At 62.2% G+C, this 25,554-nt stretch carries 30 protein-coding genes; 17 read left to right on the top strand and 13 right to left on the bottom strand.

Annotated features, from left to right (window positions below; genetic code table 11):
• Window positions 1-78: 78 nt before the first annotated feature.
• From AB4X18_RS15840 to AB4X18_RS15830, 3 genes are all read left to right on the top strand, one after another.
• Window positions 79-1,281, top strand: coding sequence for a pyridoxal phosphate-dependent aminotransferase (locus AB4X18_RS15840; RefSeq protein ID WP_432816784.1), 1,203 nt, complete (start codon window positions 79-81; stop codon window positions 1,279-1,281).
• The gene (locus AB4X18_RS15835; RefSeq protein ID WP_370400999.1) at window positions 1,278-1,679 is read left to right on the top strand and encodes a hypothetical protein; all 402 of its coding nucleotides are present in this window, start codon (window positions 1,278-1,280) and stop codon (window positions 1,677-1,679) included. Before AB4X18_RS15840 ends, AB4X18_RS15835 begins: the two co-directional genes overlap by 4 nt.
• A 275-nt stretch (window positions 1,680-1,954) precedes the next feature.
• Window positions 1,955-3,655 carry a calcium-binding protein gene (locus tag AB4X18_RS15830; RefSeq protein WP_370400998.1) on the top strand — a complete coding sequence of 567 codons (1,701 nt, stop codon included), beginning with the start codon at window positions 1,955-1,957 and terminating at the stop codon, window positions 3,653-3,655.
• A gap of 98 nt (window positions 3,656-3,753) precedes the next feature.
• On the opposite strand, the gene AB4X18_RS15825 is transcribed toward AB4X18_RS15830, so the two are convergent.
• On the bottom strand, window positions 3,754-5,136 hold the full coding sequence (locus AB4X18_RS15825) for an MATE family efflux transporter (RefSeq protein ID WP_370400997.1): 1,383 nt from the start codon (window positions 5,134-5,136) through the stop codon (window positions 3,754-3,756).
• A gap of 44 nt (window positions 5,137-5,180) precedes the next feature.
• Entirely contained in the window at window positions 5,181-5,558 is a 378-nt protein-coding gene (locus tag AB4X18_RS15820) for a DUF4260 domain-containing protein (protein ID WP_370400996.1), read from the bottom strand.
• A gap of 86 nt (window positions 5,559-5,644) precedes the next feature.
• On the opposite strand from AB4X18_RS15820, the gene AB4X18_RS15815 reads away from it, so the two are divergent.
• Window positions 5,645-6,505, top strand: a complete 861-nt coding sequence (locus AB4X18_RS15815) for a LysR family transcriptional regulator (RefSeq protein ID WP_370400995.1) — start codon at window positions 5,645-5,647, stop codon at window positions 6,503-6,505.
• A gap of 49 nt (window positions 6,506-6,554) precedes the next feature.
• A complete protein-coding gene (locus tag AB4X18_RS15810; protein ID WP_370400994.1) occupies window positions 6,555-7,439 on the top strand; it encodes an alpha/beta fold hydrolase in 885 nt (294 codons plus the stop codon).
• 97 nt (window positions 7,440-7,536) lie between these two features.
• Here AB4X18_RS15810 and AB4X18_RS15805 read toward each other — a convergent pair whose 3' ends face one another.
• Entirely contained in the window at window positions 7,537-8,145 is a 609-nt protein-coding gene (locus tag AB4X18_RS15805; protein ID WP_370400993.1) for a carboxymuconolactone decarboxylase family protein, read from the bottom strand.
• 112 nt (window positions 8,146-8,257) lie between these two features.
• Between AB4X18_RS15805 and AB4X18_RS15800 the strand changes: the two genes are divergently transcribed.
• Window positions 8,258-8,506 carry a hypothetical protein gene (locus AB4X18_RS15800; RefSeq protein WP_370400992.1) on the top strand — a complete coding sequence of 83 codons (249 nt, stop codon included), beginning with the start codon at window positions 8,258-8,260 and terminating at the stop codon, window positions 8,504-8,506.
• Window positions 8,503-8,883: a type II toxin-antitoxin system death-on-curing family toxin gene (locus tag AB4X18_RS15795; protein WP_370400991.1), complete on the top strand. Its 381-nt coding sequence runs from the start codon at window positions 8,503-8,505 to the stop codon at window positions 8,881-8,883. Before AB4X18_RS15800 ends, AB4X18_RS15795 begins: the two co-directional genes overlap by 4 nt.
• On the opposite strand, the gene AB4X18_RS15790 is transcribed toward AB4X18_RS15795, so the two are convergent.
• Window positions 8,884-9,561, bottom strand: a complete 678-nt coding sequence (locus AB4X18_RS15790) for a dimethylsulfonioproprionate lyase family protein (RefSeq protein WP_370400990.1) — start codon at window positions 9,559-9,561, stop codon at window positions 8,884-8,886. It lies immediately after the preceding gene.
• Between the two features lie 148 nt (window positions 9,562-9,709).
• On the opposite strand from AB4X18_RS15790, the gene parE reads away from it, so the two are divergent.
• Window positions 9,710-11,677: a DNA topoisomerase IV subunit B gene (parE, locus tag AB4X18_RS15785; protein ID WP_370400989.1), complete on the top strand. Its 1,968-nt coding sequence runs from the start codon at window positions 9,710-9,712 to the stop codon at window positions 11,675-11,677.
• Window positions 11,670-12,080, top strand: a complete 411-nt coding sequence (locus AB4X18_RS15780) for a hypothetical protein (RefSeq protein ID WP_370400988.1) — start codon at window positions 11,670-11,672, stop codon at window positions 12,078-12,080. Before parE ends, AB4X18_RS15780 begins: the two co-directional genes overlap by 8 nt.
• Window positions 12,081-12,298: 218 nt before the next feature.
• On the opposite strand, the gene AB4X18_RS15775 is transcribed toward AB4X18_RS15780, so the two are convergent.
• On the bottom strand, window positions 12,299-12,691 hold the full coding sequence (locus AB4X18_RS15775; RefSeq protein WP_370400987.1) for a c-type cytochrome: 393 nt from the start codon (window positions 12,689-12,691) through the stop codon (window positions 12,299-12,301).
• A 398-nt stretch (window positions 12,692-13,089) separates the two neighbouring features.
• Here AB4X18_RS15775 and AB4X18_RS15770 point away from each other — a divergent pair, with 398 nt between their 5' ends.
• From AB4X18_RS15770 to AB4X18_RS15760, 3 genes are read left to right on the top strand one after another with little or no spacing between them, the layout of a single operon-like run.
• Complete coding sequence (locus AB4X18_RS15770) at window positions 13,090-13,251, top strand: hypothetical protein (RefSeq protein WP_370400986.1); 162 nt, start codon at window positions 13,090-13,092, stop codon at window positions 13,249-13,251.
• Window positions 13,252-13,293: 42 nt separating this feature from the next.
• A complete protein-coding gene (locus tag AB4X18_RS15765; RefSeq protein WP_370400985.1) occupies window positions 13,294-13,980 on the top strand; it encodes a hypothetical protein in 687 nt (228 codons plus the stop codon).
• A gap of 10 nt (window positions 13,981-13,990) precedes the next feature.
• Window positions 13,991-14,425 carry a DMT family transporter gene (locus AB4X18_RS15760; RefSeq protein ID WP_370400984.1) on the top strand — a complete coding sequence of 145 codons (435 nt, stop codon included), beginning with the start codon at window positions 13,991-13,993 and terminating at the stop codon, window positions 14,423-14,425.
• 10 nt (window positions 14,426-14,435) lie between these two features.
• On the opposite strand, the gene AB4X18_RS15755 is transcribed toward AB4X18_RS15760, so the two are convergent.
• The 6 genes from AB4X18_RS15755 to proS all read right to left on the bottom strand — a co-directional run bounded on the left by AB4X18_RS15755 (window position 14,436) and on the right by proS (window position 20,391).
• Window positions 14,436-15,416 (bottom strand): Ldh family oxidoreductase, encoded by a 981-nt coding sequence (locus AB4X18_RS15755; RefSeq protein WP_432816783.1) that lies wholly within the window; start codon window positions 15,414-15,416, stop codon window positions 14,436-14,438.
• A gap of 76 nt (window positions 15,417-15,492) precedes the next feature.
• Complete coding sequence (locus AB4X18_RS15750) at window positions 15,493-16,176, bottom strand: ABC transporter ATP-binding protein (protein WP_370400983.1); 684 nt, start codon at window positions 16,174-16,176, stop codon at window positions 15,493-15,495.
• Entirely contained in the window at window positions 16,169-17,416 is a 1,248-nt protein-coding gene (locus tag AB4X18_RS15745) for a lipoprotein-releasing ABC transporter permease subunit (RefSeq protein WP_370402645.1), read from the bottom strand. Before AB4X18_RS15745 ends, AB4X18_RS15750 begins: the two co-directional genes overlap by 8 nt.
• 96 nt (window positions 17,417-17,512) lie before the next feature.
• Window positions 17,513-18,022 (bottom strand): DUF2937 family protein, encoded by a 510-nt coding sequence (locus AB4X18_RS15740; protein ID WP_432816782.1) that lies wholly within the window; start codon window positions 18,020-18,022, stop codon window positions 17,513-17,515.
• Window positions 18,019-18,975, bottom strand: coding sequence for a serine hydrolase domain-containing protein (locus AB4X18_RS15735; protein ID WP_370400981.1), 957 nt, complete (start codon window positions 18,973-18,975; stop codon window positions 18,019-18,021). Before AB4X18_RS15735 ends, AB4X18_RS15740 begins: the two co-directional genes overlap by 4 nt.
• 75 nt (window positions 18,976-19,050) lie before the next feature.
• A complete protein-coding gene (gene proS, locus AB4X18_RS15730) occupies window positions 19,051-20,391 on the bottom strand; it encodes a proline--tRNA ligase (protein WP_370400980.1) in 1,341 nt (446 codons plus the stop codon).
• A 180-nt stretch (window positions 20,392-20,571) separates the two neighbouring features.
• Here proS and AB4X18_RS15725 point away from each other — a divergent pair, with 180 nt between their 5' ends.
• Window positions 20,572-21,087 carry a fasciclin domain-containing protein gene (locus tag AB4X18_RS15725; protein ID WP_370400979.1) on the top strand — a complete coding sequence of 172 codons (516 nt, stop codon included), beginning with the start codon at window positions 20,572-20,574 and terminating at the stop codon, window positions 21,085-21,087.
• Between the two features lie 201 nt (window positions 21,088-21,288).
• Here the strand turns inward: AB4X18_RS15725 and AB4X18_RS15720 are convergent, their stop codons facing one another.
• The gene (locus AB4X18_RS15720; RefSeq protein ID WP_370400978.1) at window positions 21,289-22,287 is read right to left on the bottom strand and encodes an AraC family transcriptional regulator; all 999 of its coding nucleotides are present in this window, start codon (window positions 22,285-22,287) and stop codon (window positions 21,289-21,291) included.
• A 177-nt stretch (window positions 22,288-22,464) separates the two neighbouring features.
• Here AB4X18_RS15720 and AB4X18_RS15715 point away from each other — a divergent pair, with 177 nt between their 5' ends.
• From AB4X18_RS15715 to AB4X18_RS15700, 4 genes are all read left to right on the top strand, one after another.
• The gene (locus AB4X18_RS15715) at window positions 22,465-23,307 is read left to right on the top strand and encodes an alpha/beta fold hydrolase (protein ID WP_370400977.1); all 843 of its coding nucleotides are present in this window, start codon (window positions 22,465-22,467) and stop codon (window positions 23,305-23,307) included.
• A gap of 142 nt (window positions 23,308-23,449) precedes the next feature.
• Window positions 23,450-23,773 (top strand): hypothetical protein, encoded by a 324-nt coding sequence (locus AB4X18_RS15710; protein WP_432816781.1) that lies wholly within the window; start codon window positions 23,450-23,452, stop codon window positions 23,771-23,773.
• Window positions 23,774-23,917: 144 nt separating this feature from the next.
• A complete protein-coding gene (locus tag AB4X18_RS15705) occupies window positions 23,918-24,292 on the top strand; it encodes a VOC family protein (RefSeq protein ID WP_370400975.1) in 375 nt (124 codons plus the stop codon).
• 81 nt (window positions 24,293-24,373) lie between these two features.
• Complete coding sequence (locus AB4X18_RS15700) at window positions 24,374-24,859, top strand: DUF2244 domain-containing protein (RefSeq protein ID WP_370400974.1); 486 nt, start codon at window positions 24,374-24,376, stop codon at window positions 24,857-24,859.
• A 47-nt stretch (window positions 24,860-24,906) separates the two neighbouring features.
• Here AB4X18_RS15700 and AB4X18_RS15695 read toward each other — a convergent pair whose 3' ends face one another.
• Window positions 24,907-25,365: a GatB/YqeY domain-containing protein gene (locus tag AB4X18_RS15695; protein ID WP_432816780.1), complete on the bottom strand. Its 459-nt coding sequence runs from the start codon at window positions 25,363-25,365 to the stop codon at window positions 24,907-24,909.
• Window positions 25,366-25,554: the final 189 nt, after the last annotated feature.

Below are 25,554 nucleotides of genomic sequence, written 5' to 3'. Positions count from 1 at the left end.
GCGGGATCAATGAAGCTTGAACGGTGCGAGGGTCACCCCTAGAAGGTCACATGCACCTTTTGCCAAATAGAGGCCACCATGGATTTTCTTTCTGCGACACTTGCACGCGTCAAACCGTCCCCGACGATCGCAGTCACCACCAAGGCAGCCGAATTGAAGGCCGCGGGCCGGGATGTGATCGGCCTTGGCGCAGGGGAGCCTGATTTTCCGACGCCCGAGAACATTCGGGCGGCAGGCATCGCAGCCATCAACGCTGGTAAGACAAAGTACACGGCCGTTGACGGAATTCCAGAGCTGAAGCAGGCCATCTGCGCGAAATTCAGCCGGGACAACGGTCTTTCCTACGAACCATCGCAGGTCACTGTGTCGGGTGGAGGTAAACAAGTCCTTTACAACGCGCTGATGGCGACGCTGAACGAAGGGGACGAGGTGGTCATCCCCGCGCCCTATTGGGTCAGCTATCCCGACATGGTGCTGCTGGCCGGCGGCACGCCCGTGATTGCGGAGGCGTCGATCCAGACAGGTTTCAAGCTGACGGCGGACCAGTTGGAAGCGGCCATCACCGACAAGACCAAATGGCTGATCTTCAATTCGCCGTCCAACCCCACGGGGGCCGGATATACGTGGGACGAATTGAAGGAACTGACGGAGGTGCTGATGCGCCATCCCCATGTCTGGGTGATGACGGATGACATGTACGAACACCTTGCCTATGACGATTTCAAGTTCTGCACGCCCGCGCAGGTGGAGCCGCGCCTTTATGACCGCACGCTGACCGTCAACGGTGTCTCCAAAGCCTATGCCATGACCGGCTGGCGTATCGGTTATGCCGCAGGGCCGGCGCATCTGATCAAGGCGATGCGCAAGGTGCAGTCGCAATCCACCTCCAACCCCTGTTCGATCAGCCAGTGGGCAGCCGTGGAGGCGCTGAACGGGACGCAGGATTTCCTGCCCGTGCACAATGAATTGTTCGTGCGCCGGCGGAACCTGGTGGTAAAGGCGCTCAATGCCATCGACGGAATCAGTTGCCTGACCCCGGAGGGCGCATTTTATGTCTATCCGTCGATTGCGGGGCTGATTGGCAAGACGTCGGCGGGAGGCATCAAGATCACCGATGATGAGACCTTTGCCACCGCCCTGCTGGAGGAGACCGGCGTTGCGGTAGTGTTCGGCGCGGCCTTTGGCCTGTCGCCGAATTTCCGCGTCAGCTATGCCACCTCCGACGAAGCGCTGACGGAAGCCTGCGCGCGGATCGCCACGTTTTGTGAAGGACTGACATGACTTCGGAACTGCCAGAATTCTATTTCCGGGTGAAGGACAACGGCGCCGCCGTCTTTCGCGTGGACACCGAAAACCGCCAGCGGCGGATCGAGATGGATCAGATCGCCGTCGTCAACATCCGCAACGGAGAGATCAAGCCCCATGGCGACCGGACGCTGTCGGAGGACGATCTGAGCCACATCCGTGACTGGATGGAAAACCGCCGCGACGTGCTGGCGCATCGCGACATCGACGATATCTACCGTGCGGTGGATCACATGAACCTGACGACCCAATGGGTGCAGTCCAGGGCCAGTGATGCACAGCTTGAAGCGGTGACCGACGCCTTGCTGCTGGCGATGCATGATTTGCGCAGCACGCTTGTGCGCAAGAAGGCCGACAGGCTGCTGAAGGACTAACAGCGAGCGAAACCGGACCTGCGTGTTTCCCCATGCTGAAGCTGTCCGCCAAATTCCGCCAATTCATTGAAAAAATAAAGCAAAAATCCGCGCACCCGGTCTAACCGTTTGGACGGGCGGGGTTTCTCTTGTTTTATGGTGCCTTCGGAGCGCCACAATCACGCGTTACCGCCGATTACGAAGGGCCTGCACGCCGGCCTTTGCATTTGGCGCGCCGCGCTGCGCGAACTGCCCTTCAGAACAACAAGCAAGAAACACAGCTGGAGGAATAATCCATGCCACAAGTCACACCACCCGGCCTGCAGGCCATTGCCGATCTTGTCCGTTCCGATCCGGGCCTGAAGGCCAATATCGGCCCCGCAGACATCGAAGGCGGTGCAGCGGCGGCGGAGCTTATGAACGGTGTCATCACCACGGCCATCACGGCACTGGGGGTTAACGCAGACAACAAGATCACGCCGGATGAATTGCGCAGCATCTCCGATTACATCCGCGCGGACACCGCGCTGTACGACACTTTCGTTGAAGGCCATGGCGATGACGAAGGCAACGAAGAGACGGGATTTCACCTCGCGCAGGGTGATGGCGGTGCCTATCAGTTTCAGGGGCGCAACTTCATCGATACGGTGGCTGACGCGATCTATCATGTCGGGTTCGAATACCGCGACGGGCGGTTTCGCAACGAGGATGGCAACGAGAACGAGGCAGTCGATGACGTTGCCGGGTGGCTCAACTACTTTTTGAACGGGGAAAACCGGGTCTACGGCACCGACGGCAGCGAAACACTGCATTCGGGGCAATATTCCTTTGACCTCGAGGAGGCCAATCACGAGATTTTCGAAGCGGGCGGCGGAGACGACAGCGTTTGGGCCGGGATCGGCAACGACACTGTCTTTGGGGGCGCAGGCAACGACGTGGCGGGCGGCGATCTGGGCAATGACGTGATGCACGGCGAGGGCGGCAATGATTCGCTTTGGGGCGATGAGGGCAACGACATACTGATGGGCGAGGACGGCAACGACAACCTGGGCGGCGGCACAGGCAACGACGAGGCCTATGGGGGCGTCGGTCTGGACACCATCTGGGGCGAGGAAGGGCAGGATCTGATCAAGGCCGGGAACGATGATGATGTCGCCGGGGGCGGCATCGGGCGCGATACAGTGCGCGGCCAGGACGGCGACGACCGCGTGCATGGCAACGAGGGGAATGACCTGGTCGATGGCGGCACGGGTGACGATTTCGTTTCCGGCGGCATGGGCGCCGATACGCTGCTGGGTGGGCTTGGCAATGACACCATTTACGGCGAAGACGGCAAGGACCTGATGAAGGGGCATGACGGGGCCGACCTGATGGGCGGCGGCAAGGGCGAAGACACCATGTCCGGCGGACAGGGGGATGACACGCTTTATGGCGAGGAAGGCCGGGACATGCTGAAGGCCGGTCAGGGCCGCGATACCGCCTCTGGCGGGGCGGGCGACGATACCGTTCTGGGCGGTTCGGGTGACGACAAGCTGATCGGCGGCACGGGGGCTGATCTGATCAAGGGACAGGCCGGCAACGATGAGCTGTTCGGCGAGGATGGCAAGGACGTCATGCAGGGCAACGCAGGCAATGACACGCTGACGGGCGGTGAAGGCGTCGACCGCATGATCGGCGGCACCGGCGCGGACCTGATGCTGGATTGGGAAGACACCGACGCCGCCGACATCTTCGTTTTCCACGCCGGGGACAGCGGTGTGGGTGAAGCCGCCCGCGACGAGGTGCGCGGCTTCGACAGCGGCATCGACCGGATCGATCTGAGCAGCTACGGCGGCTTGCGCTTCGAGGGGGACGGCAGTTTTGCCGGTGGCGGACAGGCGTCGGTGATGTTTGCCGACAACCTTGTGCAGATTGATGCCGATGGCAACGGCGCGGCAGATGCGGAGATCTTCCTGACCTGGGTCAACGAAGTCCAGCAGGGCGACTTCATCCTTTGAGCAAGACCGGAGCGTCGGGCCTGCCTTTGGTCCGGCGCCCGCGACCGGACCAGCGTCTCCTCCCCGGCGGCTGGTCCGGCATCGTCCTGCGGTCTACGCTATCCTTCAGCCACGGCGGTCTGCGGCTGTTGCACGTCAGACAGCGCCACGCGCCAGAACCGCCAGTTCAGCAGCAGCGCCGCCACACCCAGCCCGATGCCCAGCCCCGCCCAGACGCCGATCCCTTCGAGGCCCATCGGGAAACCCAGCAGGTATGAACAGGGCACGCCGATCACCCAATAACTGAAGGCCGCGATCAGCATCGGCACGCGGGTGTCCTGCATGCCCCGCAGCAGGCCAAGGGCGATGGCCTGCGCCCCGTCCACCAGTTGGAAAAGGCCCGCCATGATCAAAAGCCCGGCGCCCACCTTGAGGATATCCGCCCGCGCCGGTTCATCGCGCTGCATGAAGAGCGAGATGAGCGATTCCGGCCAGCCGATGAACCACGTGATGGTCAGCAGGGCAATGGTCACCGACATCACCGTCACCACCAGCGCACCGCGCCCCAGATGCGCCGGGTCACGCCGCCCCATGGCATTGCCCGCGCGGATGGTGGCGACATTGCTGAGGCCCAGATGCAGCATGAACGTGAGCGATGTCAGTTGCACCGCGATGCCGTGCGCCGCCAGGGGCACGGTGCCCAGCCAGCCCATCATCACCGCCGAAGCGGCGAAAAGGCCCACCTCGCTGAGGATGGTGAGGCCAATGGGCCAGCCGAGGTTGAAGACCCGCTTGAGCATGTGCCAATCGCTGCGCCACAGGCGAACAAACAGCTGATGTTGCGGGACCACGACAAGGATGTAGAGGACAACCGCAATGAGCGACACGATCTGGGTGCAGAGCGAGGCAATGGCCGCGCCCACCGCCCCCAGTTCCGGCGCGCCCCAGTTGCCGAAGATGAAGGCGTAATTCGCCAGCACGTTCACGACGGCCGCGATGATGGTGATCCAGAAGACGACCTGCGTCCGCTCAAGCGCCGCAAGGTAGGATTTGAGCACCATCACCAGCAGCGCGGGCAGGATGCCCCAGCCCGCAACAGCCAGATAGGCCCCGGCGGTCACCGCGACGGCTTCCCCCTGCCCCAGCAGGCGCAAGATGGGTTCGGACCAGATCATCAGCGGCAGGGTTGCGATGCCGAAGGCCAGCGACAGCCACAGTGCCATGCGCGTCGCGCGGCGGATGCTGACGTCATCCTCCTCCGCGGCAAAGCTGGCAACCATGGGCATGACCGCGGCGGCAAAGCCGGAGCCGAAGATGAAGAAGACGAAGAAATAGGTGCTGGCCAGCGTGACCGCCGCCAGAGCCTCAACCGAATACCAGCCCAGCATGACGGTATCGGTTACGCCGATGGCCACCTGCCCCAGATGCCCGCCAATCAGCGGCAGACCCAGCGTCAGGATGGCCCTGAAATGGCCGGGATATGTCATCTGGACGGTGGTCATGCACCACCCCTACGCCGGGGCGGTCGGCTTTGGAAGAGGCTGTTTCAGACGCGGGCCAAATGGGTATCCTTGAAGCCGCTGGCGTATTTCAACCCGTAGCCAATGGCGCGGTCGAGCCCGATATGCGCCATCCAGATCAGCCCCAGATGGATCATCAGCGGGCTTGCCGTCCAATACGCGAGGCCAAGCAGAGCCCACGGGATCAGGGTGCTGTGGGCAAGGTTGTAGCTGAGCGCGCCCGCCCGCTTGCCTGCCAGATACCCCAGCATCGCCAGATCGGGCACCAGGATCAGCAGGGCAAACATCAACCAGCTGCCGCCGGTCATGCCAAAGGCGATGAGGGCGCCAAGGCCAAGGGCCAGACCTTCGGCCTGAAGGGTATAGGCGATGGGATGGGTTGGATTGTGTGTCGTGTCGCGCATCAAAGCCTCCTGTTTGGGAGACAATATGGGTCATGCGGGTGCTGAACATAAGTGTTTAATCTTGTATACTCAGCTAACATGAACTGATGAGCAACCCTTCCCCCCAACATATTCCCGCATTTCACGCCGTGATGACCCACGGCAGCCTGTCGGCGGCCGCGCGCGCCCTGCGGCTGGCGCAACCCACCGTGCGCCGCCATATCGAAGCGCTTGAGGATGAACTGGGCACAGCGCTTTTTACCCGCGCGGTCAACGGGTTGACGCCAACGGCCAAGGCGCAGCAATTGCTTCCCATCGCCCGCGCCGTGTTGGATCAGACCGCCGCGCTGGGCCGGGCGGCGGCAGCCGATGCGGCAAGGCCCGTTGGGGTCGTGCGGCTGACGGCATCGCGGGTTGTCGCGACCCATGTCCTGCCGCCGCTGCTGGCACGCCTGCGGTCGGATGCGCCGGGATTGCGGTTCGAAATTGCGGCAACGGATGCGGCGGAAAATCTGAACCAGCGCGCGGCGGATATCGCGGTCCGCTTTACTGCACCGCGCCAGCAGGCGCTGGTGGCCGCAAAATTGCCTGATGTGGTGGTCGGGCTGTTTACCGCCCCCGGCGTTCATCGCCCGAGGACGCCAGAGGCCCTGCAGGAAGCGCCGTTCATCAGCGATGACCGCGAAGACCGGCTTCTGCCTGCGATGCTGGCCAGCGGCCTGCCGGTGCCGCGCAACATCGTGCTGCGCTGCGATGATCCACTGGCGCAGCTGGCGCATCTGCAGGCGGGGCTTGGTATCGGCCTGTGCCAGATAAAGCTGGCCGCGCGTCTGGGGCTGGAGCGGGTGTTGCCGGACATCGTCTATCCGATGCCCGCATGGCTCGTGGTGCATGAGGACCAGCGCCATCTGCCCCATATCGCGCCGGTTTTCGCGCATCTCAAGGCTCATCTGCCTGACCTTATGTAGCGCTTGCGCTGCTGCGCGCGGCGGGTCAGGTTGCGCGGCGGAGGACCCCATGACCGCGATGACATCTGAAACGATCCTGCTGGGCGGCAAGCCGTTCCATGTCCGCCGCTGGGGGGACGCACGCCTGCCTCGGTTGTTGTTGCTGCATGGCTTTCCGGAGTATGGCGGCGCGTGGGCAGACCTAGCCCCGCTGCTGGCCGAACGGTTTCATTGCATCGCACCTGACCAGCGGGGGTACGGCCAAAGCTGGGCACCGGCCGCGGTGTCGGAATATGCCGCCGGCAAGCTGGTGGGAGATATGGCGGCGCTGATTGGCGAGGGGCCGGTCACGGTTCTGGGCCACGACTGGGGCGCGGCGGTGGCTTACGGCCTGGCGATGTTTCATCCCGCATTGGTGGATCGGCTGATCATCATGAACGGCGTGCATCCCGTGCCGTTCCAACGGGCCTTGGCGGCAGGGGGCGCGCAGACGGCGGCATCACAATATATCCACGTGTTGCGGGCGGAAGGATCGGAAGCGCGGTTTGCGGCGGATGGATATGCCAAGCTGCTGTCGCTGTTTTCGGCGAACATGGATCTCAGTTGGCTCAGCGGTGCGACGCGGGCGGCCTATCTGACGGAATGGGCGCGCGAGGGGCGGCTGCGCGGCATGATCAACTGGTACCGCGCCTCTCCCTTGGTTTTGGCGCGACCGGGGGAGCCTGTGGCGGATGTACCCGAACTGCCCGTGAACCGTTTGCAGGTACGCTGTCCGCATCTGCTGGTCTGGGGGGCGGAGGACCGGGCGTTGCTGCCCGAGGCCACAGCGGGGTTGGAGGATTTTGTCGCTGATCTGACACGGGTGGAGATACCCGGCGCGGATCATTGGTTGCATCACCAGCAGCCTGAAAAGGTGGCAAAGGTGATCCTGGACTGGGTGGACGCGCGGGGTTGAACGCGGCTGTGGCGTGTGGGGCCGGCGTTGCACGACGGTATTTAAGGCCAAAAAGAGGGGCGGCGTGGGCGCATAAGCGTACCTGTTGCGTCTGGGCTTAGCGGTGGTTCCAGTCGTCGGGGTCGTCGTTGTTGCCGGGGCTGAGGCCGATGATGTCCCCATCGGTAGAGCAGCCAAGGCCAAGGACCGTGCGGTTGGCGTAGCAGAAATACGCCGTGACCTGGTTGATCTCCAGGATTTCGCCGTCGTCCCATCCGGCCATGCGCAGCGCCTCCACATCTGATTGTGCCATGTCGCCCGGTGTTTCGGTCAACCGCTGAGCATAGCGCATGGCGGCCTGCTGGCGTGCGTCGAGGGGCATGGCAGGGACGTCGCCCGAGGCGATGGCGGTGCGAAGGGCATCGCTGCGCGTGTCGTCCTTCAGCAGACGCTTCATTCCGGCGAAATGGTGTTCGACGCAGTAGGTGCAGGTGTTGAGGTGGGACACCCAGACGCCGATGGCTTCAAGAAACCATTTGGGAATGGTGTTGTCGCGGTGGTGCAGGACGTATTTGTAGACCGCCATATGCGCCTCCATCGTGTGGGGGCGCAGGGAGTGCATCATCATGATGTTGTCGACGTTGTTGTCCGGACCCGTCACGCGCTTGTATAGGTCGCGCAGTTTACCCGTGGCGGCGTCGAAGGGGATGGTTCTGATCCAGGCCATTGGGGCGTCCTTTGCATGGTTTGGTGCAGGGTGCGGCGCGGGTTGGCGGAGTGCAACCTTGAAGAATGCATATTTATGTGTATACTAAGATGTCTAATTTGGAGCCCACGCCATGACACGTATCTTTGCCAAGCACATCGCCACCATGACCGAAATGCGCGAGCCGCATAAGGTGTTGGAACGCTCCGGCGGGAAGCCGGTGGCGATCATGAAGAATTCAAAGTGTGTGGGGTATTTCGTGCCTGCCGAGGCGACGCTGCAGGAAGAGCCACGGGTTGCGACGCTGGATGAGGTGATGGAGGCGATTGAGAAGACCCGCGCCCAGACCCAGCCTGTACTTGATTACCTCAAATACAAATGACCTATCGCCTTTTGGACGTCGGCTTGGTGGATACTATCCACGACGCGGTACTGAACCCCGGTGAATTGCAGGGCATGGCTGGCGACAAGTCCTTGGATGGGGCTTTGGCGCGGGTCGATAACCGTCTCGTCTACGGGATGATCAATGACCCGTTTGACCTTGCTGCGGCGTATTGTGTGGCGGTGGCGACGGGTCATGTTTTCAATGACGCCAACAAACGCACGGCCTACAAGACGATGATCGTCTGCCTGTACATGAACGGGATCCGTATCGAACACGAAACCATCGAAGCGGGCGACCTTATTCGCGAAGTTGCGCAAAGGCGCATGGATGAGGAAGACCTTGCCGCGTGGCTGCGCCGGAAGGTTGCGGTTTGATTACTTGCGTGACCGGGTAAACACCATCTTCTGGTCGTGCAGGTCCGCCTTGTCGCCGATCCACGCGTAGATCAGCAGCGCGGGTTCGCGGTCCCCCACAGTGATGCGGTGCAGGTGATCGGGCGGGTTGAAGATCATCGAGCCGGGGACATAGACGCCTTGGTGGTTCTCCGACACCGCGCCGGACAAGCAGACATAGCTTTCCGTGATCCCCTTGTGGGCATGGGCGGGATAGGTGCAGCCGGGGGCAAAAAGCACGACGCCGAGGATGATCTCATCGCTCATCACTGGGCCGTGGGCGCCTGCAAGTTCGGCGTAGGCGAATGTGTTCTGAAGCCCCTTGGGCACTTTTTCATAGCCGTATTGCCAGCTGAGACAGGGGGCCACGGCATCCAGCGCGCGGGCGGCGGGGGCCAGAACACCCTGCCGCCCTTCGTCCAGCGCGCGGCGCAGATGGGCGGTGACGGGTTTTCCCGCAGGCGGCTGCACCCGCACCTCCCCGTTGCGCTTCAGCAGACGGCTGATGGCTTCGCGCACCTTGCGCTGGTGGCCACGGATGCGTTCGCTGCCGCCTGCAGGCAGGTAGCGGTAAAGTTCGTCACATTCCTGCAGCATGTAGCGCCAGTTGGGCAGGCTGCGCAGGGTCGGCACGTCGGGGGGCGGGGTCTGATCGGTCATCGGGGCCTCACTGGCGGTACAGGGCGCTAGATATGATATGCGGCGCAAAAGGAAAGCCCCTTTCGACCGATGATCTGCCCTTCCCCCACCCTGCCCGCTCTGGCATACTCCGCGCTTAACAAAAGCAACAATCACAGGCCCCGCATTCATGAATGATCTCCTGTCCGACGCGTCCTCAGAGCCGCAGAAATACGACGCGTCCTCCATCGAGGTGCTGGAGGGGCTGGAAGCCGTGCGCCTGCGCCCCGGCATGTACATCGGCGGCACGGATGAACGCGCGTTGCACCATATGGTGGCCGAAGTGCTGGACAATTCCATGGACGAAGCGGTGGCGGGGCATGCCAACCGGATCGAGGTGGAATTGCACGCCGATTATGCCATCACCATCCGTGACAACGGGCGTGGTATTCCGATTGATCCACACCCGAAGTTTCCGGACAAATCCGCGCTGGAGGTGATCCTGTGTACGCTGCACGCGGGGGGCAAGTTTTCGGGCAAGGCGTACCAGACCTCGGGCGGTCTGAACGGGGTTGGATCGTCGGTGGTGAACGCGCTGTCCGACAGCATGGTCGTTCAGGTCGCGCGGGACCGGCAGGTCTATGAGCAGCGGTTTTCGCGCGGGGTGCCTTTGGGCAAGCTGGAGAACGTCGGCGCAGCCCCAAACCGGCGCGGCACCACCGTGACCTTTCACGCGGACGAAGAGATTTTTGGCAGCCACCGGTTCCGGCCTGCGCTTTTGTACAAGTCGGTGAAGTCGAAGGCGTACCTGTTTTCAGGCGTTGAAATCCGCTGGAAATCGGAGATTGCCGATGCCGACACACCGCAGGAGGCGACGTTCCATTTCCCCGGCGGCCTGTCGGAGTACCTGACCGAGACCCTGAGCGGGGCCACGACCTATGCCGATGCGGCGTTTTCTGGCAGCGTGGATTTTCAGGAAAAGTTCGGCACCACCGGCAAGGTCGAATGGGCGATCAACTGGACGCCGTCGCGCGACGGGTTCATTCAGTCCTACTGCAACACCGTGCCCACGCCCGAAGGCGGCACGCATGTGGCCGGGTTCTGGGCGGCGATCCTGAAGGGGATCAAGGCCTATGGCGAGTTGTCGAACAACCGCAAGGCGGGGCAGATTACGCGGGAGGATTTGATGTCGGGCGGCTGTGCCTTGGTGTCGTGCTTTATCGCGGATCCGGCCTTTGTGGGGCAGACCAAGGATCGTCTTTCGACCGAGTCAGCACAGAAGATGACCGAAGGTGCTGTGCGCGACCACTTTGACAACTGGTTGGCGGCGGATACCAAATCCGCAGGCGCGATCCTAGATTTTCTGGTGCTGCGTGCGGAAGAGCGGATGCGCAGGCGGCAGGAGAAGGAAACGGCGCGCAAGTCCGCGACGAAGAAACTGCGCCTGCCCGGCAAGCTGACCGATTGCACGTCCAAGGACCGCGAAGGGACGGAGTTGTTCATCGTGGAGGGGGATTCCGCGGGCGGGTCCGGCAAGGGCGCGCGGGATCGCAAGACGCAGGCGCTGTTGCCGCTGAAGGGCAAGATTTTGAACGTGCTTGGGGCGGCGTCGGGCAAGCTGAACACCAACGCGGAGATCAGCGACCTGTGCGAGGCTTTGGGCGTGGGGATGGGGACCAAATTCAACCTCGACGACCTGCGCTATGACAAAATCATCATCATGACGGATGCGGATGTGGACGGGGCGCATATCGCGTCGTTGCTGATGACGTTCTTCTTTACCCAGATGCGGCCCTTGATTGACCACGGGCACCTGTATTTGGCGTGTCCGCCTTTGTACCGGCTGACGCAGGGGGCTCTACGACGCTACGTGGCGGACGATAAGGAGAAGGACTATTGGATGGAACGTGGTCTCGGTGCCAATTCGAGAGGCAAGATCGACCTGCAGCGCTTCAAGGGGCTGGGGGAGATGGATGCGAAGGATTTGAAAGAGACCACGATGGATCCTGCGACGCGGAAATTGATCCGGGTGACGGTGGATGAGGATACGCCGGGGGAGACCGGGGATCTGGTGGAGCGGCTGATGGGGAAGAAGCCGGAACTGCGGTTTGAGTACATTCAGGAGAACGCGCGGTTTGTGGAGGAGTTGGATGTTTGAGGTAGCGAACGGTTGGTCAATTCGTGTGAATAAGTCCAAGAGCAATGACCCACAGTCAATTGCCGTTTGCTTCGAAGAAAACCAGATTCTCTTTGAGTTCTATGGCGAAGAAGCAGGAAAAAGAGGTTCTGCGCCTCTGGCAAAGTGGGCACCCAACCACAATTGGCAGATAATGACGAGCGAGAAAAAATATCCGAAGAATTCGGCAAGACAAAATTGCTTTGAAGCCTTGGTTATGTTGCTGAGTTCACTCTACGACGGCGGTAACGTACCAGTTGGTATCGTTGATGCTGAGGGCGATATGTGGAGACTAGATAAGACCTGTGCAGAGTGGGCAGCAGAAACTGACCGGTTTTTGCGCGTTGCAGACAAAGACGGTCGTCATTTTTTGCGTCCTGTCTGATTAACTGATAATGCACACCCTAACACTCGTCCCGCCGAAAGCCCCTTCCCATGGGGGGAAGGAAGGGGCTATGCGCCTTCAGGCGCATGGGACAGAGGAACATCTGTGGCTTTGCCGGTGTCGGGGATATCGCCACACGACCAACCGTAGGGTGCGCATTCATTGCGCGCCGCTTCGCAACATAAAGACCGGGTTTGGTGCGCAGTGAATGCGCACCCTCACTCCTGCACCCCATTCAGATACGCCACCAAATCCACAATCGCCCGGCTCGTCATGATCGGCTGCCCCGTCTCCGCCTTCAGCGCCGTGTCATCCCCTTCGAAGAAATCCCCATAGACCGGCATGGGCGAGCCATGCGCCACCAGCGGGTCGCGCCCGTCGATGCGGGTCACCACGCGCACCACCGGGAACACGCCGTCGTACCGCGCCGTCAAGGTGCGCAGATTGGGCGGTTGCAGGGTCAGGATGGGGGCCATGGGGCCGTTGCCGCGCGCTTCGATCCCGTGGCAGGCGGCGCAGTGGGTCTGGTACAGCGCCTCGCCTTCCGCGGCGTCCTGGGCCTGTGCGCCAATGGGCAGGCAGGCGATGATCAGGGGGATGAGGTATTTCATGGCACTCTCCTTTGCTGGGCTGCAGGCAGAGTGCACAAGGATAGCAAGGCGCGCCCTGATCCAGATCAATACGGGCGCACCTTTCCGTGGGATTACATCATGTAGGTCAGCGCGGTCAGGCACCAGACGGTCATCAGGGCGGCAAATCCGAAGACGGTGGGGAAAATCACTCTCAACATATCGTTTCCTTTCCGGGCAGCGGTATCTTCGCTGCGGTGTGTGCCGCAGAAGCATCCTGCCCCTGCGATCTGGGAAAAAGATGGGGGCGATGGGCGTTCAGGAAAAGGAACCAATCGGTCACTAAAGCGCACGATGGTGTCAGCGCCTTGTAACACTGATACGCCACCGCAGCGGTCTCTTCGGAAACCAACGTCGCCCGTTCCGTGCTGGATCTGCGGATGGCCATTGCGAAAATCGGGCCAGATTGCCCCGGCCCGCGCCTTCACGCCACGGACAGGGTGACATGCGCGGGCGGCATTCCGGTCTATGCCCGGTGCGTGCTGACCGCCCTGCCCTCCGCCCGGACGGTGGCCCTTGCGACGGCGACATTCGCGCGCTGATTACCCCTTGCGCAAACGACCCGCGCGCGCCTTACTGCGGATATGATCCGTGCTCTTGTTCTCCTCCTGACCCTCCTTTTCGTCACCGGCTGTGGCCGCCCGTTGACCACCAGCGAACGCGCCTTTCTGGACACGCTGCACGGCACCGGTCTGGACGCCAATCAGATGCGGTTGCACAACGGTGCGCCCACGCGGTCGATCACGTTCAAACGCAAGCCACGGCCCCGCACCACCTGCCGCGAGTTGATCCTGCCGCCCCAGACCGATGACGTCGTGACCGCCAAACCCGCCGCCGTGGCCCTGTTCAATAGCGTCCTTTTCGACCGCGACTGGTATCTGGATGATTACATGCCCGCCTATCCCGAAAAGATCGGCCTTGTCGCCGCCATGCTGCTGGCGCATGAGGCGACGCATGTCTGGCAATGGCAGAACCGCAAACTGACGGGTTATTCCCCGCTGCTGGCCGCATCAGAGCACGGGTTTCAGCGCGACCCCTACCTTTTCGACATCGAAGGCGATCCGAAGTTCCTTGATTTCGGGTTTGAGCAGCAAGGCTCCATCGTGGAGGAATATGTCTGCTGTCGCGCACTGGCGCCGCAGGCGCCGCGCACCAAACGGCTGCATGATCTGATCGCGCAGGTCATGCCGGTGTCCGCGCTGCCGCAAACCCGGGTCCATGACGTGCGCCTGCCGTGGGACGGCGTCGAATTGCGCGGGATCTGCGGATGAGGATTTTCTGATGGCCCAATATGCCCTTGTGATGCTGCTGGCCGGGATCGGCATCCCGGTGCTGGCGGCGATGAATGCCGCGCTGGGGCGCACGATCGGGTCGCCCGCGGCGGCGGCAACGGTGCTGTTCGTGGTGGCCTTCGTGGCATGCCTGATCGTGGCCATGGTCACCGGGCCGCACCAATGGGCGCGGCTGGCCACGGCGCCCCGGCATCTTTTCATCGCGGGGCTGTTGGTAGGGTTCTATGTGCTCAGCATCACTTATATCGCGCCGCATTTCGGGTTGGGGAACGCGGTGTTCTTCGTCCTGCTGGGTCAGTTGATTTCAGCTGCGGCGATTGATCATTTCGGGTTGTTCGGCGCGCAGGTGTCGCCGTTGGGCCTGACGCGGGCGGGGGGCATCGGGCTGATGGCGGTGGGCGTCTGGCTGACGCAGCAGGTCTAGGGTCCGGGCGCTAGGTGTTTGCCAGCGCCTCGATCTGTGCCCAGACGGCATCTTCCACTTCAACCGGGTCGGATTTGGCCTTGCCCTGCCCCGGCATCCGCGCGCCATCGTCCTGCGCCACCGCGTCGCTCAACGCTGCCACCTTGGCGGTGAAATCGCCCGACGCGCTGGGATCGATGATCAGATAAAACTGCCCCAGGTCATGCGGCGGCCCGTCGGGCGCCTTCAGAGGTTTGACATCGCGTGACAACACGGACGACGTCAGCCCGGCGGCCAAAATCTCGGCCATGAGGCCAAAACCCCACCCCTTGTACCCGCCCGTGGAAATGAGCGAGCCCTTGATCGCAGCATCGGGATCGGTGGTGGGCTTGCCGTCGGCATCCAGCGCCCAGCCTTCGGGGATGGATTGCCCCGCTGCCTTGGCCATGGTGATCTTGCCAAGGGCCACTGTGGTGGTCGACTGATCGAATTGCATCGCAATGCCGCCTGCCCCGTCCGGGACGGAAAAGGCAATCGGGTTGGTGCCGATCACGCGGGTCTTGCCCCCAGGTGCCGCCACGATCGGGGAGGCATTGGTGAAGCCCAGACCGATGAACCCGGCGCGCGCGATCTGTTCGGTGAAATAGCCCAGCGAGGTGCAGGTATGCGCGTGACATACCGCCAGCGTCGCCACCCCCGATTGCCGTGCCGCATCCAGCGCGACGGGCAGCCCGTAGGCAAAGGCAGGTTGGGCAAAGCCAAACCCCGCATCCACCTGCACCACCGCAGGGCGCGGGGTATTCACGGCAGGCGTCACACCACCCTTCACCCGTCCGCTGCGCAACTGCTGGCAATAGCTTTCGACGTAATAAAGTCCGCAGATCTTGTTGCCGACCGATTCCGCCGCAGCGACCGCGCGGGCCACTTCGGCCGCAGGAAAGGCATCCGCCCCATGGGCCATCAACGCGGCCTGTGTGGTGTCGTGAATGGTCTTGAGGGATATTTGAGCCATGGCGGTCCTGTCCTTGCACCGAAATGGCGGGCCGTGGCGTACTTTGCAAAGCGCTGCGGGCTGCGTCAAGCGTCCATTACGCCGGATGCAATTGACCGGCTTCCATCCGCACCTGCCTGTCCATCCGGGCGGCCAGATCAAGGTTGTGGGTGGCGATGACCGCTGACAGCCCGGTGTCGCGGACCAGATCCATCAGCCGCGCAAAGACCTGGTCAGAGGTGGAGGGATCAAGGTTGCCCGTGGGTTCATCCGCCAGCAAAAGGCGCGGTGCATTGGCCAGCGCGCGGCAGAAGGCGACGCGCTGCTGTTCGCCCCCCGAGAGCGCCGCAGGACGGTGATCGGCGCGTGCGGCAATGCCGACCTTGTCCAGAAGATCGCGGGCGCGATCATCGGCCTGCCCGCGGGCGGTGCCGTTCGCCAACTGTGGCAGGACGATATTTTCAAGCGCCGTGAACTCCGGCAGCAGGTGGTGGAACTGATAGATGAAGCCGACGTCCCGACGGCGCACTGCGGTGCGGCGGCGGTCGCTTTGTCCGGTCATGTCGGTGCCTGCGATTTCCACCCGGCCCGCGTCCGGCGCATCCAGCAGCCCCGCGATATGCAGCAAGGTTGATTTGCCCGCCCCCGATGGGGCCACAAGCGCGACCACCTCGCCCGGTGCCACTGTCAGGTCGGCGCCCCGCAACACATTGACTTCATTGGGTGCACCGGGGTTGTAGACCTTGGTGATGCCTGAAAGCCGCAAGACCGGATCACTCATAACGCAGCGCCTCTACCGGGTTCATGCGCGCGGCACGGCGGGCGGGAAAAATGGTCACGATGAAGGACAGCCCCAGCGACAACGCCACCGCAGACAGCACATCACCCAGTTGCAGCTTGGCGGGCAGGAAATAGATGCCCCTGACGGAGGCATCCCAGGCCGTACCGCCCGACAGGTAGTTCACGAAGGCAAAGATCTGATCGACATAAAGCGCAAAGAGACATCCAAGGATCACCCCCAGCACCGTTCCAATGATGCCGGTGAACGCGCCGCAGATGAAGAACACCCGCAGCACCGATCCTTCGGTCAGCCCCATGGTGCGCAGAATGCCGATATCGCGGCCCTTGTTCTTGACCAGCATGATCAGCCCAGACACGATGTTCATCGCCGCGATCAGCACCAGCACGCTCATGATCACGAACATCACCCGGTCTTCGATATCAAGCGCGCTCAGGAACGATCCCGACGCATCGCGCCAGGACCACAGCTGCGCAGGCCCACCGACCGCCTCGATCAGCGGGGTGGTCAGGGTATCCACCGCTTCGGGGTCTTCGACCATCACTTCAAGTTCGTCCACGAACCCCTCGCGGTTAAAGAAGGATTGCGCTTCGGCCAGCGGAAGGTAGGCGCGCGTGCGGTCGATGTCATAGCGCCCGGCGGAGAAGATATAGACAACCTCGTACCCGTTCACGCGCGGGGACGTGCCGAAGGCGGTCTTTACCCCGTTGGGAGAGATCACGCGGATCGTGTCGCCCACGCCCACCCGCAGGGACCGCGCCACGCCGCTGCCGATGGCGATGCCTTCGTCGAACCGGTTGATATCGCCCATCGCGGTTTCCGGATCGGCGATGCGGGGAATGGTTTTGAGGTCCGCCGCTGCGATGCCATAAACCTCGATCCCGGCGTTTTCCTCACCCTTGTTCGCCATCACCTGCGACCGCACCAGCGGGGCCGCGCGCGTGACGCCGGGGACCGCGCGCACCTTCTCAGCCAGCGCTTCGTAATCCGCCATGCGGCGGTCCAGCTGGCCGTTGGGTTGCACCTCTCCGAGCGTGTAGACGGTGACATGGGCGTTTGCGCCCAGAATGGTGTCCACAAACTCCGCCCGGAAGCCGGAGCGGACCGACAGCGTCGCGATCAGCGCGAAGACCGCCAGCGTGATGCCGATCAGGCTGATCCAGGTCATCACGCTGACCCCGCCTTCGGCCCGGCGCGCACGCAGGTACCGCCAGGCGATCATCCATTCAAAAGGGGCAAAGGGCGCCGTGCGGGCGGAGGGTCTGGCCATGGGGGCTCCTTGGGATCGGGCGCAAAGTGGGGTCTGCGGCAGGTGGGGTCAAGCGGCCTTTGCGGCAACCTTGCGACGCCGCCGCAAAGGCCATGCCAGCAGGCGCAGGATCAGCCCGAACAGACCTGCCGCCACGACAAATCCCGCGCCCGCAAAGCTGAGCCCGGCAAAGGTCAACGGCAGTGCGGGTTGATATGCTTCAATCGTGGCCTGCGCGATCTGCGGGTCGGTCATACGGGCGGCGTGATAGGCGCGCATGAAAGGCCCTGTGCCCTGCAATGCCGCCAGATCGGCCCGCAGGCGGTCATGGCGGGCGAAGGTGGCCTGCATATCCCGTCGGCGGCGATCAAGAAAGGCGGTGCCCGTCATCTGGTCCAGCGCTGCCTCCCGGCTCAGCCCGACGGCAGCCGCAGAACCATCGAAATCCGCGACCACCTTTGCCAGCGCATCCACTGCGCCGCCGAGCCGCTGTGTATACTGCTGTGAATATTCAGGAAATTGCGACGATGCCGCCGCCCCGATCAGCCCCGCAGACAGGGTAAGCGCCCGCAGCATCATTGGAACACCGCCGCCGACAGCACGTTGTCCAGATTGATCATGTCATCCCAGGAAAGGCAGGCGTCGTAGTACGCGACGATGTTCCAGTCCTCCATCCACCGGACCGCATAGGTGCCCACGTTCAGCCGACCGGGAAAACACAAGGCACCAAAATGCCAGTAGTTCATGGAACCACGAAAAGCGCGTTGGGTCATGCCCACGCCATAGAACGCACCGCCGCCCATGTCCGCCTGCGGCCAGTCCTGCGGGGCGCTGCCGATCATGCCGTCCGGCCCGTAGGCCCAGTGCATCAGCCGCGCGTAGTCCTGCACCGGCATCATCCAGCCGCCCCAGCCTGCCATGCTGCCGGTGCGCGGCGAGGGCCTTGCATCCCCGACCCCGGCAGGTTTCAACACCGCATCATGACAGAACTCGGTATGGGGCTGCCCCGTCTCGGCGCTGATCATCGCGGCAAGCACGGCGTAGTTTTCGTTGTTATAGGTATAGCTGCCCAAGGTTCCGGTCTGGGCACTGCGCGTCAGCGCATGCTCAGCCGCCACAGCCGAACGATCCTTTTCCCGGTCCAGCCAACGCGGCATCGCGCCCTGGGTCTGATCAGGGGCAAGGCCCGCACTGTGGGTCATCAGGCCACCGACGGTCAGGTTGTCAGGCCCATAGCCCAGGACGGCACGGCTTGTCGTGTCCGCCGTCCAATCGCCCGCCGCGATCAGATGTGCAGCACAAAGGGCCGTTACCGCCTTGCTGAGACTGGCCAGCTCCACCGGGATGTCGGCGTTGATGCCTATGGCCACGTCGCGCTGGTGCGTGCCCTTGTTCCAGATCGTCAGCACGGCGTTTTCAACGCCAACCTCGCCGACCCAGCCTTCGAACGCCTCTTCAAGGCGATCGGGGACACCGGCAACGGCCGATTGCGCCGCGCACACCAATGCGACGACGAGACTTCGGATGTTCAAGGCACTGCTCCTGCCTGAGTGTTTTGCGGCAGTCTAGCAGAGTTGCACGCGCCGATCAAAAGGCGCGTACACCTTTCAGATCATCCCGGCGTAAATCTGCGTGAGCTTGACGACGGCGTCTTCGGGCGGCAGTTCCTCGCTTTCACCTGTGCGGCGGGAGGTCAATTCGACCACACCGTTTTTCAGGCCCCGTGGCCCTACGGTGATCCGCCATGGCAGGCCGATCAGGTCCATCGTGGCGAATTTCGCGCCTGCCCCCTCCTTGCGATCATCATATAGCGGCTCCATCCCGAGGGCGGAGATGCTGTCATAAAGCGCCTTGCAGGCTTCATCGGCTTCCGCGTCGCCCTGGCGCAGGTTAACGATACCGACGTGGAAGGGCGTGACCCCTTCGGGCCAGATGATGCCCTTGTCGTCATGGCTGGCTTCGATGATCGCGCCCAGCAGGCGGCTGACACCGATGCCGTGGCTGCCCATATGAACGGGCACGGGTTTGCCGTCCGACCCCTGCACGGTTGCGCCCAGAGGTTCGGAATACTTGGTGCCGAAGTAAAAGATCTGGCCCACTTCGATACCGCGCGCGGTGCGGCGGCGGTCTTCAGGCACTTCGTTGAACAATTCTGCGTCGTGGGTTTCATCGGTGCGGGCGTAAAGGTGGGTGAATTCCTCCATCACCGCGGCGCAGTCTTCGACGCTGTCATAGTCGATCTGACGGTCGCCGAAGGTCAGGTCGGTCACGGCGCTGTCGTAGAACACCTCGCTCTCGCCCGTTTCGGCCAGCACGAGGAATTCGTGCGTATCGTCCCCGCCGATGGGGCCGCTGTCAGCGCGCATCGGGATCGCCTGAAGCCCCATGCGTTCGTAAGTGCGCAGATAACTGACCAGGTGGCGGTTGTAGGCGTGCAGCGCGTCTTCCTTGGTCAGGTCGAAGTTGTAGCCGTCCTTCATCAGAAATTCGCGGCCCCGCATCACGCCGAAACGCGGGCGGATTTCATCGCGGAACTTCCACTGGATCTGGTACATGGTCAGCGGCAGGTCCTTGTAGCTGCTGACGTGGGCGCGGAAGATGTCGGTGATCAATTCCTCCGCCGTGGGCGTGAACAGCATGTCGCGCCCGCCCCGGTCCTTGATGCGCAGCATTTCCTCGCCGTAGGCATCATAGCGACCGCTTTCGCGCCACAGATCCGCCGACTGGATCGTGGGCATCTGCATGGCCAGATGACCCGCACGCGCCTGTTCCTGATGCACGATGTTTTCAATCTTGCGCAGCACCTTGAAGCCCAGCGGCAGCCACGAATAGATCCCCGCACTGGCTTGCTTGATCATGCCCGCGCGCAGCATCAGCCGGTGGCTGACGATCTGCGCCTCGGCAGGATTTTCCTTCAATACAGGCAAGAAATAGCGGCTGAGGCGCATGGCACTCTCCTTGAAAACGTTTGCGCCTGATTAGGGCAAAGGCCCGCGCGCCGCAACGGCAGAACCTTGGCAATCCAGATGGATCGGAAAAACTTTTGATCCAGTTGGGAAACCCCGCCGTATCTATCTCATATCAGGCGTGTGCAAAATGCACACAATGAAATTTGAAAGGACCTGGATATGAAGAACTTGCGCAAACTGACAGCCATCGCAGCCACGGCTTTGACACTTGGCACGGCCGCATCGGCCAACACGATCGTGGATATCGCCGCGGGCGACGAACGTTTCTCCACCCTGGTGGCGGCGGTGTCTGCGGCTGGTCTGGTCGAGACGCTGCAAGGCCCCGGGCCCTTCACGGTGTATGCCCCCGTCAATGACGCCTTCGCCGCCCTGCCCGAAGGCACCGTCGAGACACTGCTGAAGCCCGAGAACAAGGGCCAGCTGACCGACGTGCTGCTGTACCACGTCGACGACCGCAAGCTGACGGCAGAGATGATCCCCAATGGGTCCAACTACTTCAAGCCGGTTCTCGCCTCCGAGCGCCTGTGCATCACCAAGGGCGCGTCCGGCGTGACGATTGCGGATGGCACCGGTGATATGGCCACAGTGGTTGTGGCCAACATCATGGCCGACAACGGCGTGATCCATGTGGTCGACAAGGTCCTGCTGCCCGGCACGCGTCCCGCCTGCCACTAAGCACGTTACGATGAACACACGACCAAAGGCCCCCCGTACGGGGGGCCTTTGCGCTTGGTTGTGCACGCGTGGCTCGGTCCCGTTGAGAGTGCCAATCCGTGGTATGGTTGATGTGCGCTATGCGGGAAGAAAACGACATTTGCAGGTGTGGCTACTGCCCGTGCAGAGAACCTTCGGGGGTGCAGGATCTCACCGTCTTCACTATTCACCGACCTCACCGGCCGGTTTTCGGACTTCGCTCGGTGATAACCCGGTCCAACGGCGGAAACTTCGGAAGAAACTGTTCGGATCGCTATAAGCCAGCAGGTAAGAAATTTCTTCGTTCGCAAGGTTGCTTCTGGTCAGATACCGCAGCGCAAGATCTTTGCGGGTCGTATCGAGGATTTCCTGGAACGTCGTTTCTTCGTCGCGGAGGCGCCGCTGGAGAGTGCTGCGACTGACGCCCAATTCCTCGCACACCGTGACCACGTCAGCTTTGCCCAATGGCAGTTGTGTCAGGAGCGAGCTTGAGACCTTGGAGGACATGTTGCTCGTTCTGGCACGTGCGGCAAGCTGCCGTTCCAGGTCCTGTTCCATCGCGTCCCACAACCCTTGGGCCTCGGATAGGAATGGTGCCGTTGCATCGGCACGCGAGAAGCTCAGCGCGGCCTTTTCGCCGTATTTCGGCATCACGCCGAGATGGCGGGCGAGCCTTCGGCGCGCGTCTTCGGGAGCCTTGAGCGTGGCCGCCACCGGGATCATCGGTCGGGCAGTCATCAGCCGAGCTTTTTCGACAACGAACGCAAGGTAGAGCGCGAGCATGGAGGTGGGTAACGCCTGTCCGGGAGCACTGCTGTCGTATTCGACTGTCAGTTTCGCATCTTCGCCATAGACGTGCATCCGCGTCGGTCCAATCAGACGCTTGTAACGGGTGATCCGGCGCAAGCCCTGTTCGAGGTCGGGCGCGCAATCCAGCGCCAGAAAGACCGGAACGATCGGTCCACGCGCAATGGCGATGCCCAGCTGGATTGGCAAGTCCTCGTGCCCGGCCAAACGGACCATCGCGTCCCATGCGGCCACATATTGCGCGGCGGTCACGCCAAGCGCTGCCTGCTTGGGGTCCAGATCGCCGAGACCGGCCTGGCGGAGCATGTCTGCGGGGTCGATCCCAAGCATGCGGCAGGCGTTCAGCCCGAGCGCGAGCGGATATGTGCCCTGCACTGTCGTCTCCTCATCCGTTCTTGGTCTATTCGCATTTGATCGCGGCAAAACACCCCACTTGCAAGTTGTGCAAGTTGATTGGGGCAAAATGCAAGCGCTTGACCGCATTTGCATGTTTCGGCAGTACGCGGTCCGGCCTAGCTTGACCTCCAACGCAGCTAGGCAGGATCAGGACAGATGAAGTTTGAGACGACCAAAATCGACGGAATAAAGATCCGCTTTGCCGCCAGCCGGAATGAAAGTAAGCCGCAGCTCTTGCTGACCTCGCCGCAACCCATGAGCGTTCTGACCTACCGAAACTGGTGGGATCAACTCTCGAACAGCTTTGACGTGGTGGCAGTAGACCTGCCAAATCACGGCGGCTCCGATCCCGCGCGGCACGTGACGACCGTCAGCCAACACGCGGTTTTTCTGGGCAAGATCCTGGATCACTTCGGGCTGACGCACCCGCATGCGGTCGGCCCGGATATCGGCACCCCGACCCTGATGCGGTTCATGGCGGATAACCCCGGTCGGATCAAATCAGGCACCGTGGGCGATGCTGGCGTTGTCGGAAAGGTGGAGGGTTCGTTTCCACTTCGCACTCTTGTGTATTCGCGTCTTGCTCAGTGGGCGACCCTATCTGCCGGTGGTCCCATCGGTGGGCGCATCTACTGCGCCGCCGCGAACAACATCGGGTATCGCCTCAGCAAACCGTCGCGCGAGGCGAAAGCAGACTACCTTGCCGGGTCCACACGCTTTGCCAAGCTGCGCGGGCAAGTCGGTTTTTTGGGCAGCTATCCAAACGAAACACCGGCGCTTGAGCGCGATGTTACCCGGATCGAAACCCCCGTGCAGGTCCTTCATGGTGAGTTCGATACGTTTGTGTCCGTATCCAATTCGCAGCGGCTGGCCGATCTTTTGCCGAACAGCAGGTTCGCTGTCGTTCCCGGTGCCGCGCATTATGCGTGGGAGGACAACCCGTCAGACTACCTCGACAAGGTCCTGAGCTTTATCGAAGAGGTGGAAGCGACAGCTTAGCCTACAGCGTTGTCCTCAAATACTGGACCCACCAAAGCTTGGAGGAAATAGCGTGCCTCGGTTGTCCCGAACTTTCTATCTGCTCGCTGCCACGCTCTCCATGCCTCGCGTCCTCGCACACGAGTGGCTTGGGGCCCCGCAGATGTTGGGGCCGCTTGAAACATCCGCCCTCGCCCCTGATGTCGTGTGGATGCACAATTTCTCCTGGCACGTCGATACGGTCGCGGTCCTCGCAATGGTCGTCATGTTTTTCCTCGCTGCGCGTCATCGCGAGCATGTCGCGCTCGCGATCATCGCTTCGGCCATGAGCGCAGAATTTGCAGTTATCGGAATCGGCTTAGCAACCTTCGCCAATCCCGCGCTCTGGACCACGCCAGCGCCCTACGCGTGGGGGCCAATCGCCATTATTGGAGCCATCGGTGTGCTTCTACGTGAGGCACCTTATCAGTCAACGAGCAATCGCTAAGCGGCCAAGCAAAGGTTCACTGTCCATCGATTTCGATAGAGGCTGCAGCTTTTCTTATTGGCGGCTTCGGCCCTAAACCCGCCTTTCGCCTCATTCCATCCAAGCCCTATTCGCTTTCCCGCGCGGTCCTGTCATCATCCGGCCATGCAGCTCTCCGCCGTGACCCTGATCATCCCGGACTATGACCCGGCCATCGCGTTTTATTGCGGTGTCATGGGGTTCGACCTGACCGAGGATATTGATCAGGGGCACAAACGTTGGGTGCGGGTCACCCCGCCCGGGGGCGGTGCAGGGTTCATTCTGGCGCAGCCTGGCGACGACGCGCAGCGTGCGGCGATTGGCAATCAGGGGGCGGGGCGCGTGTGGCTGTTCTTGCAAACGGATGATTTCAAGCGTGATTACAAGACGCTGACGGCCAAGGGTGTGACGTTCGAGGAGGCACCCCGCGATGAAACCTACGGCACCGTTGCCGTTTTCCGCGACATTTTCGGCAACCGCTGGGACCTGATCGGCCCTTGATCGGCGCAAGATCGGCCCAAGATCGGCCCTGTACCATCCTGCCGCATTGCAACGGCCCGGGCTTTCGCTATTTTCCGCCGCATGCCCTATGAATGGACAACATCCCCCGAAGCCCCCCGGCAGCAGATGCGCCTGTGGCCGCATCAATCCCTGCCGCCGCGCGGGTTTGCCGCTTTCGTGCTGGCCACCTTCACGTTGATCCTGATCCCTACCTTCAGCCTGCTGGGCACTGTCCTGCTGTGGGGGATCCTGCCCTTTGCCCTGGCGGCGGTTGCCGGCATCTATTTCGCGCTGCAAAGCAACCATCGCGCCCGCCAGATCGAGGAAGTGCTGACGCTGGACGGTGACACTGCGCATCTGACCCACACCACCCCCAAGGGCGAGGTGAAGGAGTGGGATTGCAACCGGTATTGGACGCGCGTGACGAAATACGAGAAAGACGGCCCCGTGCCCCATTACGTCACGCTGAGCGGCCATGGCCGGGAGGTGGAGATCGGCGCATTCCTGAGCGAGGACGAGCGGATATCGCTTTACGATGATCTGGAGCGGAGCCTGCGCCGCGCCTGACGCGACATAAATGTCCCGGCGTATCTTTCTGATACAACGGCGCTAAATCAGCTCAGGCGGTCCTTCACCATCGGCCCGACCTTGCCGAAATCCATTTGGCCTGTGTACTGCGACTTCAGCGCGCCGATCACCTTGCCCATGTCGCGAATGGAATCGGCACCCATGTCGGTGATGGCCTTTTCCACCGCAGCCGCGGCTTCTTCTTCCGTCAGTTGGCGGGGCAGGAATTCCTCGATCACTTCGATCTCCGCGCGTTCGTGTTCGGCCAGATCAAGCCGGCCGCCTTCCTCATAGGCGCGGGCCGATTCAAGGCGCTGCTTGGCCATCTTGCCGAGGATCGCCAGCACTTCGTCTTCGGCAACGCCATCATCATTGCCCGTCGCGCGCGCGGCGATATCCTTGTCCTTGATCGCGGCGTTGATCAGCCGCAGGGTCGACAGCCGGTCGGCGGCTTTGTCTTTCATTGCCTGTTTCAAGGCTTCGGAAATGCGGGCGCGCAGTGTCATCGGGATCAGTCCTTGAGCGGGGTCATGTCAGGCGGGGACCATAGCGATACCGACCTCAAGGCGCAATGGCAACGGGGCACCTATAACGTACTGTTTTCAAATACAATCTGTTTTCCTCCCGCCCCTTGACCCGCCCTGCGCACGGCAGTAGGTTGCAGCCGTTTTACCCCATGCCCATTGCCGGAGGCT

It is taken from the genome of Sulfitobacter rhodophyticola, assembly GCF_041281685.2.
Taxonomy (GTDB): domain Bacteria; phylum Pseudomonadota; class Alphaproteobacteria; order Rhodobacterales; family Rhodobacteraceae; genus Sulfitobacter.
The sequence above is the reverse complement of the archived record's forward strand: the minus strand, read 5'-3'. Positions and strand labels throughout refer to the sequence as shown.